The organism is Nocardioides nanhaiensis, from assembly GCF_039542785.1.
Lineage (GTDB): Bacteria > Actinomycetota > Actinomycetes > Propionibacteriales > Nocardioidaceae > Nocardioides > Nocardioides nanhaiensis.
Window position 1 is genome coordinate 491660 of the sequence record NZ_BAABIM010000002.1, and the last position, 17332, is coordinate 508991.

The 17332-nt window shown below is 69.8% G+C and carries 14 protein-coding genes; all 14 read right to left on the bottom strand.

Annotation, left to right across the window (positions count from 1 at the left end):
• Nucleotides 1-10: 10 nt before the first annotated feature.
• The 14 genes from rpoB to rplJ all read right to left on the bottom strand — a co-directional run bounded on the left by rpoB (nt 11) and on the right by rplJ (nt 17019).
• Nucleotides 11-3514: a DNA-directed RNA polymerase subunit beta gene (rpoB, locus tag ABD948_RS10515; protein WP_345265490.1), complete on the bottom strand. Its 3504-nt coding sequence runs from the start codon at nt 3512-3514 to the stop codon at nt 11-13.
• Nucleotides 3515-3784: 270 nt separating this feature from the next.
• Entirely contained in the window at nt 3785-4642 is an 858-nt protein-coding gene (locus ABD948_RS10520) for a J domain-containing protein (protein ID WP_345265492.1), read from the bottom strand.
• Complete coding sequence (locus tag ABD948_RS10525; protein WP_345265494.1) at nt 4639-5451, bottom strand: hypothetical protein; 813 nt, start codon at nt 5449-5451, stop codon at nt 4639-4641. The genes ABD948_RS10520 and ABD948_RS10525 overlap by 4 nt, the downstream gene beginning before the upstream one ends.
• Nucleotides 5448-6821 (bottom strand): MCE family protein, encoded by a 1374-nt coding sequence (locus ABD948_RS10530; protein ID WP_345265496.1) that lies wholly within the window; start codon nt 6819-6821, stop codon nt 5448-5450. The genes ABD948_RS10525 and ABD948_RS10530 overlap by 4 nt, the downstream gene beginning before the upstream one ends.
• Nucleotides 6818-8371 carry an MCE family protein gene (locus tag ABD948_RS10535; RefSeq protein ID WP_345265498.1) on the bottom strand — a complete coding sequence of 518 codons (1554 nt, stop codon included), beginning with the start codon at nt 8369-8371 and terminating at the stop codon, nt 6818-6820. The genes ABD948_RS10530 and ABD948_RS10535 overlap by 4 nt, the downstream gene beginning before the upstream one ends.
• Nucleotides 8368-9570 carry an MCE family protein gene (locus tag ABD948_RS10540; protein ID WP_345265500.1) on the bottom strand — a complete coding sequence of 401 codons (1203 nt, stop codon included), beginning with the start codon at nt 9568-9570 and terminating at the stop codon, nt 8368-8370. The genes ABD948_RS10535 and ABD948_RS10540 overlap by 4 nt, the downstream gene beginning before the upstream one ends.
• Nucleotides 9570-10547 carry an MCE family protein gene (locus ABD948_RS10545; RefSeq protein ID WP_345265502.1) on the bottom strand — a complete coding sequence of 326 codons (978 nt, stop codon included), beginning with the start codon at nt 10545-10547 and terminating at the stop codon, nt 9570-9572. The genes ABD948_RS10540 and ABD948_RS10545 overlap by 1 nt, the downstream gene beginning before the upstream one ends.
• The gene (locus ABD948_RS10550; RefSeq protein ID WP_345265504.1) at nt 10544-11581 is read right to left on the bottom strand and encodes an MCE family protein; all 1038 of its coding nucleotides are present in this window, start codon (nt 11579-11581) and stop codon (nt 10544-10546) included. The genes ABD948_RS10545 and ABD948_RS10550 overlap by 4 nt, the downstream gene beginning before the upstream one ends.
• A complete protein-coding gene (locus ABD948_RS10555) occupies nt 11581-12864 on the bottom strand; it encodes an MCE family protein (RefSeq protein ID WP_345265506.1) in 1284 nt (427 codons plus the stop codon). The genes ABD948_RS10550 and ABD948_RS10555 overlap by 1 nt, the downstream gene beginning before the upstream one ends.
• Entirely contained in the window at nt 12861-13688 is an 828-nt protein-coding gene (locus tag ABD948_RS10560; protein WP_345265508.1) for an MlaE family ABC transporter permease, read from the bottom strand. Before ABD948_RS10560 ends, ABD948_RS10555 begins: the two co-directional genes overlap by 4 nt.
• A gap of 4 nt (nt 13689-13692) precedes the next feature.
• Nucleotides 13693-14454, bottom strand: a complete 762-nt coding sequence (locus tag ABD948_RS10565) for an MlaE family ABC transporter permease (RefSeq protein ID WP_425576560.1) — start codon at nt 14452-14454, stop codon at nt 13693-13695.
• A gap of 124 nt (nt 14455-14578) precedes the next feature.
• Nucleotides 14579-15526 (bottom strand): ABC transporter ATP-binding protein, encoded by a 948-nt coding sequence (locus tag ABD948_RS10570; protein WP_345265512.1) that lies wholly within the window; start codon nt 15524-15526, stop codon nt 14579-14581.
• A 368-nt stretch (nt 15527-15894) separates the two neighbouring features.
• Nucleotides 15895-16284: a 50S ribosomal protein L7/L12 gene (gene rplL, locus ABD948_RS10575; protein WP_345265514.1), complete on the bottom strand. Its 390-nt coding sequence runs from the start codon at nt 16282-16284 to the stop codon at nt 15895-15897.
• An 81-nt stretch (nt 16285-16365) separates the two neighbouring features.
• On the bottom strand, nt 16366-17019 hold the full coding sequence (gene rplJ / locus ABD948_RS10580; protein ID WP_345265516.1) for a 50S ribosomal protein L10: 654 nt from the start codon (nt 17017-17019) through the stop codon (nt 16366-16368).
• Between the last annotated feature and the right edge of the window lie 313 nt (nt 17020-17332).

Here is a 17332-nt window from a genome sequence, read left to right on the forward strand (position 1 = left end):
CGGCCGGTGCTCACACCTCTTCGACCGAGCTGGGCTCGCGGCGGGACAGGTCGATGCCGAGCTCCTCGGCGGCGCGGAAGACGTCCTCCTCCGCGTCGCGCATCTCGATGGCCGTGCCGTCCTGGGACAGCACCTCCACGTTGAGGCAGAGCGACTGCATCTCCTTGACGAGCACCTTGAACGACTCCGGGATGCCGGAGTCGGGGATGTTCTCGCCCTTGACGATCGCCTCGTAGACCTTGACGCGACCGGGCACGTCGTCGGACTTGATGGTCAGCAGCTCCTGCAGGGCGTAGGCGGCGCCGTAGGCCTCCATCGCCCAGACCTCCATCTCGCCGAACCGCTGGCCGCCGAACTGGGCCTTACCGCCCAGGGGCTGCTGCGTGATCATCGAGTAGGGGCCGGTGCTGCGGGCGTGGATCTTGTCGTCCACGAGGTGGTGCAGCTTGAGGATGTACATGTAGCCCACCGACACCGGGTCGGGGAAGGGCTCGCCGGAACGACCGTCGAACAGGCTGGCCTTGCCGTCCTCGCGCACGACGCGGACGCCGTCGCGGTTGGGCAGGGTCGAGCCGAGCAGACCGGTGATCTCGTCCTCGCGCGCACCGTCGAAGACCGGGGTGGCGACCTTGGTGCCCGCCTCGGACTTGTCGGCGTGGATCTTGATCAGGCGCTGCTTCCAGTCCGCGTCCGAGGTGTCGGAGGCGAGGTTGAGGTCCCAGCCCTGCTTGGCCAGCCAGCCCAGGTGCAGCTCGAGGATCTGGCCCACGTTCATGCGTCGCGGCACACCCAGCGGGTTGAGCACGACGTCGACGGGGGTGCCGTCCTCCATGAACGGCATGTCCTCGATCGGCAGGATCTTGGCGATGACGCCCTTGTTGCCGTGGCGACCGGCGAGCTTGTCGCCCACCGAGATCTTGCGCTTCTGCGCCACGTAGACGCGGACCAGCTGGTTGACGCCCGGGGGCAGCTCGTCGCCGTCCTCGCGGTCGAAGACCCGCACGCCGATGACGGTGCCGGACTCGCCGTGGGGCACCTTCATCGAGGTGTCGCGCACCTCGCGCGCCTTCTCGCCGAAGATCGCGCGCAGCAGCCGCTCCTCGGGGGTCAGCTCGGTCTCGCCCTTGGGCGTCACCTTGCCGACCAGGATGTCGCCGGTGGTGACCTCGGCGCCGATGCGGATGATGCCGCGCTCGTCGAGGTCGGCCAGCATCTCCTCGGAGACGTTGGGGATGTCGCGGGTGATCTCCTCGGGGCCCAGCTTGGTGTCGCGGGCGTCGACCTCGTGCTCCTCGATGTGGATCGAGGTGAGGACGTCCTGCTGCACCAGGCGCTGGCTGAGGATGATGGCGTCCTCGTAGTTGTGACCCTGCCAGGGCATGAAGGCGACGAGCAGGTTGGTGCCCAGCGCCATCTCCGCCTGGTCGGTGCACGGACCGTCGGCGATCGGGCTGCCGATCTCGAGGCGCTCGCCCTCGGCCACCAGCGGCCGCTGGTTGATGCAGGTGCCCTGGTTGGAGCGACGGAACTTGGCCAGCTTGTAGGTGCTGTAGGTGCCGTCGTCGTTCATCGTCTCGACCAGGTCGGCCGAGACCTCCTTGACCACACCGGCCTTGTCGGCCACGACCACGTCACCGGCGTCGACGGCGGCGCGGAACTCGATGCCCGTGCCCACCAGCGGGCTGTCGCTGGTGATCAGCGGCACCGCCTGGCGCTGCATGTTGGCGCCCATGAGCGCGCGGTTGGCGTCGTCGTGCTCGAGGAAGGGGATCAGCGCGGTGGCCACGGAGACCATCTGACGCGGCGAGACGTCCATGTAGTCGACCTCGCCGGCGAGGATCTCGGAGACCTCGCCGTCGCGCTGGCGCACCAGCACCCGCTCCTCGGAGAAGCGACCGGAGTCGTCGAGGCCGGCGTTGGCCTGCGCGATGACGTAGCGGTCCTCGTCGTCGGCGGTGAGGTAGTCGACCTGGTCGGTGACGACGCCGTCGACGACCTTGCGGTAGGGCGTCTCGACGAAGCCGAACGGGTTGATCCGGCCGTAGGAGGCCAGCGACCCGATCAGGCCGATGTTCGGGCCCTCCGGGGTCTCGATCGGGCACATGCGGCCGTAGTGCGAGGGGTGGACGTCGCGGACCTCCATGCCCGCGCGGTCGCGCGAGAGACCGCCGGGGCCCAGCGCCGAGAGGCGACGCTTGTGGGTCAGCCCGGCGATCGGGTTGGTCTGGTCCATGAACTGGCTCAGCTGGGAGGTGCCGAAGAACTCCTTCAGCGCCGCCACGACCGGCCGGATGTTGATCAGCGACTGCGGCGTGATGGCCTCGACGTCCTGGGTCGTCATCCGCTCGCGGACCACGCGCTCCATGCGGGCCAGGCCGGTGCGCAGCTGGTTCTGGATCAGCTCGCCCACCGTGCGCATGCGCCGGTTGCCGAAGTGGTCGATGTCGTCGGGGCCGAGCTCGACCTCGCCCAGCGGGCCGGGCATGGTCGCGCGACCGTCGTGCAGCGAGACGATGTAGCGGATCGCGGCGACGATGTCGGCGATCGTCAGCGTCTGCTGGTCGAAGGCCTCGTCCTGGCCCAGCTTCTTGTTGATCTTGTACCGCCCGACCTTGGCCAGGTCGTAGCGCTTGGGGTTGAAGTAGTAGTTCTTCAGCAGCGTCAGCGCGGCCTCGCGGGTCGGCGGCTCGCCGGGGCGCAGCTTGCGGTAGATGTCGAGGAGGGCGTCGTCGGGGCCCTGGGTGTTGTCCTTCTCCTCGGTGAGCTGGATCGACTCGAACTCGCGGAGCTCGGCGATCACGGCCTCGTAGTCGTAGTCCTCGCCGGTCTCCTCGGCGACGGCCGCGAAGGCCTTGAGCAGCACGGTGACGTTCTGCTTGCGCTTGCGGTCCAGGCGGACGCCGACCAGGTCGCGCTTGTCGATCTCGAACTCCAGCCAGGCACCGCGCGAGGGGATCAGCCGCGAGGTGTAGATGTCCTTGTCGGAGGTCTTGTCGGCGGTGCGCTCGAAGTAGACGCCGGGGCTGCGCACCAGCTGGCTGACGACGACGCGCTCGGTGCCGTTGATGACGAAGGTGCCCTTGGGGGTCATGAGCGGGAAGTCGCCCATGAAGACCGTCTGGCCCTTGATCTCACCGGTGTCGTTGTTGGTGAACTCGGCCGAGACGTAGAGCGGTGCGGAGTAGGTGAAGTCCTTCTCCTTGCACTCGTCGACGGAGTACTTGGGGTCGTAGAAGACCGGGTTCTCGAAGGAGAGCGACATCGTCTCCGAGAAGTCCTCGATCGGGGAGATCTCCTCGAAGATCTCGGTGAGCCCCGACTTGGTCGAGGCGTCCTCCCCCGCGTCGATCCGAGCCTGGGTACGCTCCTGCCACGCCTCGTTGCCGATCAGCCAGTCGAAGCTGTCGGTCTGGAGGGAGAGCAGCTGCGGGACCTCGAGTGGCTCGGAGATCTTCGCGAACGAGATGCGGGGGGACTTGGACGAAGTGGGTGCAGTGGAGCTGCGCGCGGCCAAGAGGTGTCCTTCGACGTGAACGCTGGTGAATGGCGCCGCCACCCCACATCATCAGCCACCGGGCAGGCGATGAGCATCTGAGGGCAGGCGCAATGCGCCACAGTAGCCGAATTCACCACGCTCGGCAAGGCGCGGCTGGTAGACCGCGGCGTCGTCGCGCGAGCGTGGGCATGATCATCCGCTGCCGGGCCGCCCAGGTCAAGCACCTGCGGGTCCCCCGGTGGAGACGGTGGACGTGATGGCGCAGGGGCGCCGGGCCGGGCCCCGTCGCTAGGGGGCCGGGACGCCGGTCGTGGTCACGCCCGCGACCCGCCACTCGCCGTCGACCTGCGTCATGCTCAGCGTGCTCCACATCGCGAAGACCGTCGGCTCCCCACCGGCCTGGGTGGTGCGCTGGTCGACCATCGTCAGCACGTCCACCCGGTTCTCGGTGACCTGGGAGATCGCGGAGCTCAGCACCTCGGCGTCGACCACGGTCTGGGTCTGCTCGATGGTAGGACGCAGGTCGTTCACGAGCTCGCTGCGCTCGGCCGCGTACTCGTCGGTCATGTAGGACTGCGCCTCGACCAGGTTGCCGTCCAGGTCGCGGAAGTCGTAGGAGAGCACCGGGACCGCCGCCTGCTCGGCCGCGGACTGCGCGGCGCGCACGCGCTCGTCGTCGATGCCGGTGCCGTCGCCGGCGCCACCGCCCCCCAGGCGTACCCAGGTGAGCACGGTGACCGCCACGACGGCCACCGCCAGGGCACCCACGACCGCGAGCACCCAGGTGGCCGGACCAGGGCGACCTGCCACGGCTCCCGCGGGCGCCGGCTGCGGCTCGGGGTCAGGCTCCGGGTCCGGCTCGGGCTCAGGCTCCGGGTCCGGCTCCGGATCCGGCTCCGGCGCGGCCTCGGGAGGGACGACGGGCTCCGCGACGGGTGCCCCGTCCGGCTCGTCGGCGCCCAGCACCTCGGCGTCGTGCTCGGCGCGACGCGCCGGGTCCAGCAGCACCTCGGCGGCCTGGTTGTAGACCCGGAACATCCGGTCGCCCGGGCCCAGGTCGGCGATGGCGTCCTTCCAGGCGGCGCGCACCTGCTCCGTGGTCGCGTCGGCGTCGACGCCGAGGACGTCGTAGAGGTTGATCGTCACGGCGTCGCTCCCTGCGAGGGCCCACCCTGCTGGCCCCCACCCTGGCTCCCGCCCTGGGACGGCTGCTGGGTGGGCTGCTGGGTGGGCTGCTGGGTCGGCTGGCCGCTCGGGGCCGGCTCGGGCAGACCGGTCGGCAGCTCGCCCGGCTCGGTGCCGGCGCAGCCGTCGGTCGGCACCGCGGGCACCGGGGCGAACTCGTCGACGCGCCACTCGTCGTCCTCGCGCAGGAGGTTGACCTGCCAGCGTTGCGGGGTGGTCTCCAGGTCGACCCGCTCCTCGGAGCCCTCCTCGGCCTCGGGGTCGGGGTAGCTGACGGTCTGGCCGAAGGCGACCAGCGCGCTGGCGCTGCCCTCGCCCTGCGAGATGACACCGGTCGCGAAGACCTCGGCGGCGCGTCCGTAACCGGTCTGGGAGGCCAGCTGTGCGGGCAGGAAGGCCGTGCGCTCGAAGCACGTGGCCGAGTCGGGGGTCATCAGGGCGGCCACGTCGGCGGTGTAGCCGGGCAGCTGACCCTGCGCGTCGAGCATGCTCGGACCGAAGGTGTTGACCTTGACGACGAACTCACCAGCGCGGTCCATCACCGCGTCACGCTCGGCCTGCTGCTCGGCGAGGCTGCCCGGCCCCTCGTCGCCGTCGGTCAGGCGCAGGGCCAGGAGGACCCCGAGGGAGATGAGGCAGAGCACGATCGCCAGCACGGCAGCGACCAGCACCGCGCGGCGCCACCCGCGGGAGCGGGCGGCGTCCTGCTGGCCGGAGGTCGGGTCGGAAGGGGTCGTGGCGTCGTCGGCAGTCTCGTCGGGCGGGGTCACCGACCCAGCAGAGGCTGGAGGTACAGCCACTTCCACGTCTCCTCTCCCAGCTCGGGAGGTGCCACGCTACCCGTGGCGGTCGAGGCCGGGGGCCCGGTGGTGCCCGACGCGCCCTGACCGCTGCTCCGACCGTCGCCTCGGCCGGCCGCCGCCGCGACGCGGTCGGCCCCGTCCTCGGTCCACTCGAGCTCACCCGTGGTCGGGTCGTAGGTGGCCACGACCGGGCTGCGGTCGTAGTCCACCGGCGCACGCGGCGGGGCGTTCTGCGCGCCACGCGGGTTGCTCTGCGTGATCGGCTCGTCGCACCCGAGGTTCGTCGGGAACGGGATGTCGCCCCGGTCGTTGGGGTCGCGTCGCTCGCTCACCGGCAGGTAGCCGCGCTTGCACGGCGTCGTGGAGGTGATGATGAGCCCGAAGTGCGCGTCGTAGAGGCCGGTCGCCGGCGTCTTGGAGAGCACGGTGAAGGAGCCCTCCACCACGTAGGGGTAGATCACCAGCAGCTGCTCGATGCCCGGCAGCCGCTTGACGATGACCTCGCCGGTGGTGGTGAGGTTGCGGATCAGCTCGCCCAGCTGGACCTGGTTGTCCTCGATGAAGGTGCGCAGCTGGGTGGCGGTGAACGAGCCGGTGTCGATGACCTGGCGCAGGTCGCCGTCGGCCCCCGCCAGCGCCGTGCTGAACCGTGACAGGCCGCTGGCGAACTCCCGCAGCGCCGACTCCGAGGCGACCTGCCCCTCCAGGACGGTCTTGCCGTCACGGATCAGCGCCGTGGTCACGTCGAAGTTGCGGTCGGCCTCCTGGATGAAGGAGTTGCCGGTGTCGATGATCCGCTGCAGGTCCTCGCCGGAACCGGCGAAGGCGTCGCCGAGCTCGGTGATGGTCGTGCGCAGCGCCTCGCGGTCCACCGAGCCCACCGTCGTGGCCAGGTCACCGAGCAGGGTCTCGGTGGGCAGCGGCGTCTCGGTGTCGTCGCGATCGATCTCGGAGTCGTCCACGAGGTAGTCGTCGGTCTCCCCCGGGTCCACCTGAGGCTGGATCTCGACGAACTGCTCGCCGATGGCGGACTTGTTGCCCACCACCGCCAGCGAGTCCGCCGGGATGTCGTCCCAGCTGTTCTGGATGCCCAGGTGCACGTCGACGCCGCCGTCGGTGAGCACGAGCTTCTCGACCTGACCGACCGTCACACCGCGGTAGGTCACCTCGGCGCGGGTGAAGATGCCGCCGGACTCGGCGAAGTGCGCGACCACCGTGTAGGCGTCGTCGCGCACCAACCGGTCCAGCCGGGCGTAGCGGGCGCCGACGTAGGAGACACCGACCAGCGTGATGATCACGAAGATCACCAGCTGGACCTTGGTGCGGCGGGTGATCACGAGCGACCTCCAACGGCCAGGGGTGGCACGAGCATGACGACCAGTCCGGGGTCGTAGACCTGCATCAGCTGGCCCATCGTCGGTCCGGCCGAGGCACGGGGCGCGGACGCCCCTGGCGCGGGGCGGTTGAGCAGGCCGCCCAGGCCGCCGCTGCCACCGCCTTCACCGCTGCTGCTGCCACGGCGCGGACCGCCGAGCACGTTGCCCAGGTTGTTGCCCAGGTTCGTGCCCAGGTCGCCCAGCCCGTCACCGAGGTCGGGGAGCAGGCCACCGCCGCCGTTGCCGCGGCCGCCGGGGCCGCCGCACAGCACGGGCAGGTTGACCGGCAGCGACTCGCAGACCGCGTCGAGGACACCCGCGGGCAGCGCGGCGCAGTTGGCAGGAGTCGGGTCGTTGACGCAGCGGGTGATCGCGTTGCTCGCACCCTCGCAGAGGTTCTGCAGGTCGAGGATGTCCTCGAGCGGAAGGTCGTCGGGGATCTCCTCCAGGAGGGTGCACGGGAGTCCGGGCAGGTTCAGGTCGCCCAGGTCGAGGTCGAGGGTCACCGAGAGGTTGGTGTAGTCGCCGAACGCGATGTTGCGCGCCACCTGCGGGTCGCGCCCGACCACCTCGTCGATGAAGGGGAAGGTCAGGGCCACGTTGAACGAGTCCACGAACGCGTCCCCGGAGTCGGCGAGCTTGGTGAGCACGGGCTGGAGCTGGGTCAGCGCCTCGATCGTGCTGTCCTTCGAGAGCCGGATCACGCGCACGCCGACGTCGCTGAGGTCGTTGAGCGCCCCGAGCATCCGGACCAGGTCCTCGCGCTGGCGGTCGATCGAGTTCAGCGCGCTGGGCAGCTCCTCGAGCGCCGCGTTGATGGTGCCCTGCTGCTCGCGCGCCGAGCGGGCCAGGCGGTCCAGGGCCTCGATGGCGTTGACGATGTCGCCCTTGTTGTCGTCGAGCTGGCCGGTGAGCTCGTCGATCTGGTTCAGCACCGACTTGGCGGCGTCCTCCCGGCCCTCGAGCGCAGCGTTGACCTCCTGGGAGATCGTCTGCAACTGGGCGACGCCCCCGCCGTTGAGCACCAGGCTCAGGGCACCCAGCACCTCCTCGACCTCGGGGTTGCGGCCCGTGCGGTCGAGGTCGATGGTGTCGCCGTCCTCGAGCAGCGCCACCTCGGCGCCCTCCTCGGGCGCGTCGAGCTCGACGAACTTCTCGCCCAGCAGGCTGGTCTGGCGGATCTCGGCGACCGCGTTGGCCGGCAGCTGCGTGTCGGCCGGCAGCTCCAGGGTGACGACGGCGGTCTGGGTCTCGGCGTCGAGCTCGACCGAGGTCACCTTGCCGATGCTGACCTCGTCGATCTTGACCGCGGACTGCGGCACGAGGTCGAGCACGTCGCGGAACTCCACCGTGACCTGCATCGGGTCGTCGCCGACGTCGGGACCGCCGGGCAGCGGCAGCGAGGTCACCTCGAAGTCGCAGGCGCTCAGCGAGACGCCGGCGCAGACGGCGACCAGGGCAGCGGCCAGGCGGCGGCGGAGCCCGGGACGCCGGGCGCGCGAGGTGCTCATCGGTCAACCTCCACCAGGCCGTTGAGGGACAGGTCGAACCCGGTCTGCACCCGCTGCTGCTCCGCGGCGCGGCGCTGGGTCAGACCCTCGCCCCGGGTGCCCTGCCCGCCCTGGGCACCGGCGCCGAGCGGCGCCGGGCGGTTGCGTGGATCGAGCCCGCTGACGAGCTCGCACAGGCGACCGGTGGGGTCGTTGGCGCTCACCAGGGCGCACAGCAGCCCGGTGGGATCGCTGGCGATGCGGCCCTCGAGCTCCCCGAGGTTCGCGTTGGTGTCGAGCGTGCCGGCGTCGGGGTTGTAGGTGAGCGCCAGGTTGTTCAGCGCCACCGGCGCGATGCGCAGGATCTGGTCGAGCTCGCCGCGACGCTTGACCAGCACCTTGGCCACCCGGTTGAGCCCGTTGATGTTGCGTCCCAGCGAGGCCCGGTTCTCCTGCACGAACGAGCCGACCTCCTCCAGCGCGGTGCCGAGGTTGTCGAGCGCCGCCGTGAGCTCCTGGCGCTCGCCGTCGAGCAACGTCGACACCGCGCCGAGGGAGGTGTTGAAGTCGCGGACGATCTGGTCGTTCTCGGCCAGGGTGCTCACGAAGTTCTGCAGCTCGGCGAGGGAGCCGAACAGCTCCTCCTTGTTGTTGTCGAGCGTCTGGGAGAGCGTGCTGAAGTCACGGATCGTCTGGTTGAACGTGGCGCCCTGGCCGCCGAAGTTGCGGGCCGTCTGCTCGAGCAGGTCGGTCAGCGCTCCGTCGGAGTTCGCGCCGTCGGGCCCCAGCGCCACCGTCAGGCGGTCCAGGCTGGCGTAGATCTGGTCGAGCTCGATCGGGACCTCGGTGCGGTCCTCCTCGAGGACGACGTCGTCGGGGAGCGCCTGGTCACCCTCCTCGAAGGCCGGCGTGATCTGCACGTAACGGTCGCCCACCACCGATGGGGCGATCAGCACCGCGGAGGCGTCGGCGGGCAGGTCGACCTCGGGGTCGTAGCGCATGACCACCTTCACGCGGGTGCCCTCGGGCACCACGCTCTCGACGGTGCCCACACCGACGCCGAGCACCCGCACGTCGCTGCCCTCGTAGAGGGAGATGGTGCGCGGGAAGTAGGCGGTCAGCGTGCGCTGGTCGGGTCCGCCGCCGAACACGACGACGGCGGCCGCCACCGCGAGGGCGGCGAGGATCAGGGGCACGATCGCCCGCTGCAGCCGGCCCATCAGCCGATGCCCCCGTTCGGGATGTTGGGCACCGGCGGGAGGTTCTCGATGTAGGTGTCGAACCAGGGGCCCGTGCCCAGGGTGTTGGCGAAGACCCGGTAGAAGGGCTCCAGCAGCCGCAGGCTGTTGTCCAGGTTGTCCTCGTTCTTGTTCAGCACCGCGAGCACGCTCTCGAGGTTGCGCAGGGCGGGAGCCAGGTCGCCGCGGCTCTGGCGCACCAGGGCCGTGAGCTCCTCGGAGAGCGTCGAGGTGGCGACCAGCAGGTCGTGGATGGAGTCGCGTCGCGCCACCAGGGCCCGGAAGAGCACGTCGGCGTCGTCCATCAGCGCGATGATGTCGTCGTCGCGCTCGTCGAGCACCGTGGAGACCCGCTCGAGGTTGGTGAGCAGGGAGTTCAGCTCCTCGTCCTTGGCGGCGATGTTGCGGGAGAGGCGCGAGACCCCGGAGAGCGCCGCCTGGAACTCCTCGGGGGTGTTGCGGGTCAGGTCGGCCAGCGTCGTGAGGGACTCCGCCAGCTGGTCGGTGTCGATGTCGGCGGAGGTCTCGGCCAGCCCCTCGAAGGCGTCGACGACGTCGAAGGGCGAGGTGGTGCGCTCCACCGGGATCGTGGAGCCCTCCTCGAGCTGCCCCTCGCCCTCGGGCTCCAGGGAGACGAACATCTGGCCCAGCAGCGTCTTGACGCGGATCGAGGCCGCGGTCTGCTCGCCGAAGCCGGAGTCGCTCTCGACCTTGAAGCCGACCTTGACCTTGCCGTCGTCGAGCTCGATGGAGTCGACCTTGCCGACGCGGACGCCGGCGATGCGGACCTCGTCGTTGACCTCGAGGCCGCCGGCCTCGGTGAAGCTGGCGTAGTAGGTGTCGCCACCGCCGATCAGCGGCAGGTCCTGGGCGCGGAAGGCGGCCAGCAGCAGGCCGGTCAGCACGGCCAGGCTGATGGCACCGATGATCACGGGGTTGCGCTCGCGGAAGGGCTTCATGGCCGCAGGTCACACCTCTCCGCGCCGACGTTGTAGGAGAGCGGCAGCGAGACACCGGCGGGAAGGGTGACGCGACCGGTGAAGTCACAGAGGTAGAAGTTGAACCACGAGCCGTAGATGGCGGTGCGGCCGACCTTCTCGAGCTTGATCGGGAGCACCTGCAGCGCCCGGTCGAGCTCGGCCTTGTTGCGGTCGACGTTGCCGGCGAAGCGGCGCAGCTGCTTGATGTCCTCCACGAAGGGGGCGCGGATGCCCTGTGCCAGGCCGGCGGTCTCGACCGCGAGGTCGGAGATGCCGTCCAGCGAGGTCAGGATCGCCTGCCGGTCGTCCTTGAGGCCGCCCACCAGCGTGCGGAAGCTCGTGATCAGCTGGGTCAGCTGCTGGTCGCGGTCGGCGAGGTTGTCCAGGACGACGTCGAGGTTGGTGATCAGGCTGGTGATCACCTCGTCACGGTCGGCCAGCGTGGAGGTGACCGACGCCGTGCTGCCGAGAAGGCTCTCCAGCGTGCCGCCCTCGCCCTGGAAGACCTGGATGATCTCGAAGGAGAGCTGGTTGACGTCGTCGGGCGAGAGCGCCCGGAAGAGCGGCTTGAAGCCGTTGAAGAGCACCGTGAGGTCGAGCGCGGGCGAGGTGCGCGCCACCGGGATGGTGTCGCCCTCCTCGAGCGGCTCACCCGCCCCGGGCTCGGCCGTCAGCGAGATGTAGCGCTGCCCCACGAGGTTGCGGTACCGGATCGCGGCCTGGGTGACGTCGGTGACCGGCGTGCCCTCGTCGACGTTGAAGGTCACCACCGCCCGCGTCCGGTCGACGATGTCGACGTCGCTGACGGTCCCGACCTTGACGCCCGCGATGCGGATCTCGTCGCCCTTGACGACGCCGGTGGCGTCGGTGAACTGCGCCTTGTACTCGTTGGCGCCGCTGAAGGAGATGTTGCCGATCGTGATCACCAGCAGTCCGGTGGCCAGGGTGGTGGTCACGATGAAGACCAGCAGCTTGGCGAGGTCGATCGTCGTCTTCTTGTCCAGAGCGGGCATCAGCGCTCACCGCCCGTGTCCGGCTCGACCATCAGCGGGCCGGCGAGCAGGACGCCCAGGTCGCTGTCGACGCCACCGCTCTCGGCGAGCATCCGGCGCACGACGTCGTTGTCGCTCACCGTGCCGGCGAAGCGCAGGTCGCTGTAGTCCGGGGCCACGCGCGAGGTTCCCTTGCCGGTGGGCTCGTCGACGCCGTCCTGGAAGTCGGGCTGGCGCTTGACGGGGTTCTCCTGGCTCCACGGCGGGTTGGGCAGGTTCACGCAGTTGGCTCCGCGGTCCTCACCCAGCTCAGGCCGGTCGGCCGGGGTGTAGCGGCGCGGTTGGCGCGGGAGGGTCTCGAGCACGATGTGCAGGGTGAACCCGCGGAATGACTCCGCCGACCGCTTGCCGACGTTGACCAGCCCCTGGGTCAGGCAGGGGAACTCGGGGGCGTAGCGGGCGAGTGTGCTGAGCTGCTCCGCACTCACGTCGCTCAGCCGCACCAGCTCGTCACCGTTCTCGTCGAGAAAGGTCTGCGTGGTGGCCGAGAGCGAGGCGACGTCGTCGAAGAGCGCGTTGAGCTGCTGCTCGCGTCCCTCGAGGGTGCCGGTGGTGGTGATCGTGTTCTCCAGGATGGTGCCGACCTGCGGGAGGATGTCGGAGTAGGTGTCGGAGACCTCGGCGGTCAGCCGCAGGTCCTCGACCAGGGCCGGGATCTGGGGGTTGAGGCGCTTGAGGTAGGAGTCGACCGTCTCGAGGTTCTCGCCCAGCTGGTCGCCGCGGCCCTCCAGGGCGGTCGCGACCGCGTTGAGGGTCATGTTGAGGTCGGCCGGCTGCACCGTGGTGAGCAGCGGGTAGAGGTCGTTGAGGACCTCCTCGACCTCGGTGGCCACGACGGTCTTGGTGATCGTGTCGCCGGCCTCGATGTGCTGGCTGTCGGGCTGGTCGGGGACGATCAGCGAGACGTACTTCTCGCCGAAGAGAGTCTTCGGCACGATCGATGCGGTCACGTTGGCGGGGATCGTGTCGACGGAGTCGGGGTAGAGACCGAGCAGCAGCTGGGCGCCGCTGTCGCGGGTCTCCGCGGCCGTGGCCTCCAGCACCTCGCCCACGATGACGCCGCGGATCTTGACGTCGGCGCGCGCCGGGAGCGCGAGCCCGACGTTGGAGGTCTCGAGGGTGACCTCCTCGTAGGTGACGAACTTCTTGGTGAAGATCGCGTAGGTCAGCCACGCGGAGAGCACCACGAGACCCAGGAACAGGATCCCGAGCAGCTTGAAGTTGCCCAGCAGGCGCCCCATCATCCGGCCAACCTCACTGTCGTGGTCGTGCCCCAGATCGCCATCGAGAGCAGCAGGTCGACCACGTTGATGGCCACGATGCTGGTGCGCACGGCCCGGCCCACGGCCACGCCCACCCCGGCGGGACCGCCGGAGGCGGTGTAGCCGTGGTAGCAGTGGATGAGGATCACCAGGATGGCGAAGACCAGCACCTTGCCGAAGGACCAGAGCACGTCGACCGGTGGCAGGAACTGGTTGAACAACGCGTCGTAGGTTCCGGCCGACTGCCCGTAGAACTGCGTGACGACGAGCCGGCTCGCGAAGTAGGAGGAGAGCAGGCCCACCACGTAGAGCGGCACGATGGCGATCAGGCCGCCCAGGATCCGGGTGGTGACCAGGAACGGCATCGAGGGCACGGCCATCACCTCCAGGGCGTCGACCTCCTCGGAGATGCGCATGGCGCCGAGCTGGGCGGTGAAGCCGCAGCCGACGGTGGCCGCCAGCGCGATGCCGGCCACCAGGGGCGCGATCTCACGGGTGTTGAAGTAGGCGGAGACGAAGCCCGCCAGCCGGGCCGTGCCCAGCTGGTCGAGCGCGGCGTAGCCGGAGAGGCCCACCTGGGCACCGGTGAAGAAGGTCATGCCGATGATGACGCCGACCGTGCCGCCGATGACGGCCAGCGCACCCGAGCCGAGGGTCACCTCGGCGAGGATCCGCATGACCTCCTTGGGGTAGCGCAGTGCCGAGCGCGGCGTGGCACGCAGCGCCTTGAGGTAGAAGGAGAGCTGCCCGCCGAGGTTGTCGAGGGAGGTCAGCGGCTTGGCCGCGACGCTCTTGAAGGTGGCCATGTCCTCAACCCGTCTTCGGCGGGACGATCTGGAGGTAGATCGCGCTCAGGACGAAGTTGACGACGAACAGCAGCAGGAACGTGATGACGACCGACTCGTTCACCGCGTCGCCCACGCCCTTGGGCCCGCCGCCGGCGTTCATGCCCTTGTAGCTGGCCACGATGGCGGCGATGAGACCGAAGATGAGCGCCTTGATCAGGCCGATCCACAGGTCGGGCAGCTGCGCGAGGGCGGTGAAGCTCGCGACGTAGGCACCCGGGGTGCCGTCCTGCAGCAGCACGTTGAAGACGTAGCCGCCCGAGACGCCGATGACGCTGACCATGCCGTTGAGGAAGAACGCCACCATCATGCAGGCGAGCACGCGGGGCACCACCAGGCGCTGGATCGGGTCGATGCCCAGCACCATCATGGCGTCGAGCTCCTCGCGGATCTTGCGCGCGCCGAGGTCGGCCGCGATGGCAGAGCCGCCCGCTCCGGCGATGAGCAGGGCCGTGCCGATGGGTGCCGCTTGCTGGATCACCGCCAGCACCGAGGCCGAGCCCGTGAAGGACTGGGCGCCGAACTGCTTGATCAGCCCGCCCACCTGCAGCGCGATGACGGCACCGAACGGGATCGCGACCAGCGCGGTCGGGATGATCGTGACCGAGGCGATGAACCAGGCCTGCTGCAGGAACTCACGCAGCTGGAAGGGGCGCCGGAACAGGCTGCGCCCCACGTCGAGGGCGAAGGCGAAGAGGTTGCCCGCAGCCCCGATCGGGGCGAGCACTCTCGCCGTCGTGGTTGATGCCACCGGTGGTCAGTTCCCGTCTGGTCAGGTGGGGGGAGGGCCCGAGAGGTGAGGAGGTCGTGGAGGGCGCCGGAGGGCGCCGGTTGCCGGCTGAGCGCGGGGCTCAGTTGGTCATCGTCATGTTCTCCTCGAAGGACCCCGAGGGCGGGGTGACGCCGTGCTCGCGGCACCAGGCGCCCGGCTCGCGCTGCGAGCGCCGCGGGATGCCGTTCGAGGGCTCCAGCTGCATGGGGATCGGCGGCAGCGGCGGCAGCTCCTGGTCGGACTCGGCCGCCAGCTCGTCGGCGTCCTTCTCCTCGCTCATCCCGATCGGACCCACCCGCTGGGCGTTGAGGAACTGCCGCACCACCGGCTCCTCGGAAGTCAGCAGCATCTCGCGCGGACCGAACATCGCCAGGTGCTTGTGGTAGAGCAGCCCGATGTTGTCGGGCACCGTGCGGGCGGTGTTGATGTCGTGGGTCACGATCAGGAACGTCGCGTCGATCTGCGCGTTCAGGTCGATGATCAGCTGGTTCAGGAACGCCGTGCGCACCGGGTCCAGACCCGAGTCCGGCTCGTCGAACAGGACGATCTCGGGGTCGAGCACCAGCGCGCGCGCCAGGCCGGCGCGCTTGCGCATGCCGCCCGAGATCTCACCGGGCAGCTTGTCCTCCGCGCCCAGCAGACCGACCAGGTCCATCTTCTCCATGACGATGTCGCGGACCTCGGACTCGGACTTCTTGGTGTGCTCGCGCAGCGGGAAGGCGACGTTGTCGTAGAGGTTCATCGAGCCGAACATGGCGCCGTCCTGGAACAGCACGCCGAAGAGCTTGCGGATCTCGTAGAGATCCTTCTCCGAGCACGAGGCGATGTCGGTGCCCTCGATCACCACCGAGCCCCGGTCGGGCTTGAGCAGGCCGATCAGGGTCTTGAGCAGCACCGACTTGCCCGTCCCCGAGGGGCCGAGCATCACGCTGATCTCACCCGCGGGGATCGTCAGCGTGACGTCACCCCAGATGAGCTGCTTGCCGAAGGACTTGGTGAGGTCCTCGACCTTGATCTCGACACCCATGCGTCTGCTTCCTCCCTGACCCGGCGGCTCGGCCCGAGTGATCGCGGGGCGAGCCTGGCACAGGTCACCCCACTGACGAGTAACAACGGACCTTCCGCGGTGAGGTTACGCCAGGGTGAGGCGCCCGTCACCTGGTTGCCCACTTACGTGAGGTGTCCGTTACCTGCGGTAAGCACCCCTCCTGACCTGCGAAGACCCGACGAGGACCCGATGAGGACCCGATGTGGACCGGGCGAGGACCAGGGCGGCGGTGGTGCGGGCACGACGAAGGGCGGCCACCCCCGATGGGGATGGCCGCCCTGACGTCGTGCGCTCGCGCACGGGTGCGCGAGGTGGTGAGCGGCGCCGTGGCGCCGCTCACCGGGGGGTCACTTGAGGGTGACGGTGGCGCCGGCGCCCTCGAGGGCGGCCTTGGCCTTCTCGGCGGCGTCCTTGTCGACCTTCTCGAGGATGGCCTTGGGGGCCGACTCGACGAGGTCCTTGGCCTCCTTCAGGCCGAGGGAGGTCAGGGCGCGCACCTCCTTGATGACGTTGATCTTCTTGTCACCGGCGGCCTCGAGGACGACGTCGAACTCGTCCTGGGCCGCGGCCTCCTCGCCACCGCCGGCAGCGGGGGCGCCCGGGGCGGCCGCGACGGCGACCGGCGCGGCGGCGGTGACGCCGAAGGTCTCCTCGAACTGCTTCACGAACTCGGACAGCTCGATCAGCGTCATCTCCTTGAACGCGTCGAGCAGCTCGTCGGTGCTGAGCTTCGCCATGGTGGCGGTTCCTTCCAGTCGGTGGCCCGTCGCCGGTCGGCGGCAGGCCGGGTTACAGGTGGTGGTGGTCGTGGCCTGCGCTCAGGCCTCGGTGGTTGCGGCCTCGTCGGCGGCAGCCTCGGTGGACTCCTCGGCGGGAGCCTCCTCGGCGGCCGGCTCCTCGGCCGGAGCCTCCTCGGCGGCGGCCGGCTCGCCGGCCCCACCTGCGAGGATCGAGGGGTCCTCCTCGGCCTTGGCCTGCAGCGCACCCGCGAGACGGGCGGCCTGGGCCAGCGGCGCGTTGAGGAGGTAGACGGCCTGGCTGAGCGAGGCGAGCATCGCGCCCGCCAGCTTGCCGAGCAGCACCTCGCGCGACTCGAGATCGGCCAGCTTGGCGATCTCGGAGGCGTCGAGGTTCTGGCCGTCGTAGATGCCACCCTTGATGACCAGGGTGGGGTTGGCCTTGGCAAAGTCACGCAGGCCCTTCGCCGCCTCGACGACGTCGCCCGAGATGAAGGCGATCGCCGTGGGACCGGTGAGCAGGTCGTCGAATCCGTCGATGCCCACCTCCCGTGCGGCGAGCTTGGCCAGCGTGTTCTTGACCACGGCGTAGTTGGCGTTCTCACCCAGGGAGCGGCGCAGGTCCTGCAGCTCCTTGACGGTGAGACCGCGGTACTCGGTGAGGACGGCACCGGCAGAGGCGTTGAAGGACTCAACGATCTCCGCGACGGCAGCCTGCCTTTCAGCCCGCGCCATGGGTCTCCTTCCGGATGACTTCTCGGTGAGACCACCACCCGGCGCCGCAGACGACGAACGCCCTGAGCACAGGCTCAGGGCGTGGTGTGCGAGCCTGGCTCGCGCCGGACTCTCGCTCTTCACCTGCGCAGGCCGTCCGCCACTGGCGGACCCTTCGGACGTGTCACGGGTGTGGCACGCCAACCGGCGGTCTCTGGTTTCAGGGGCACACGCTACGTGGCCCCGACCCCCGACGCCAACTCGACGGCGACCCGACCTCGCCGCGGCGCTCCTGACGGGCGCAGCCGTGCTCCTCACGACGCCGAGGGACCGA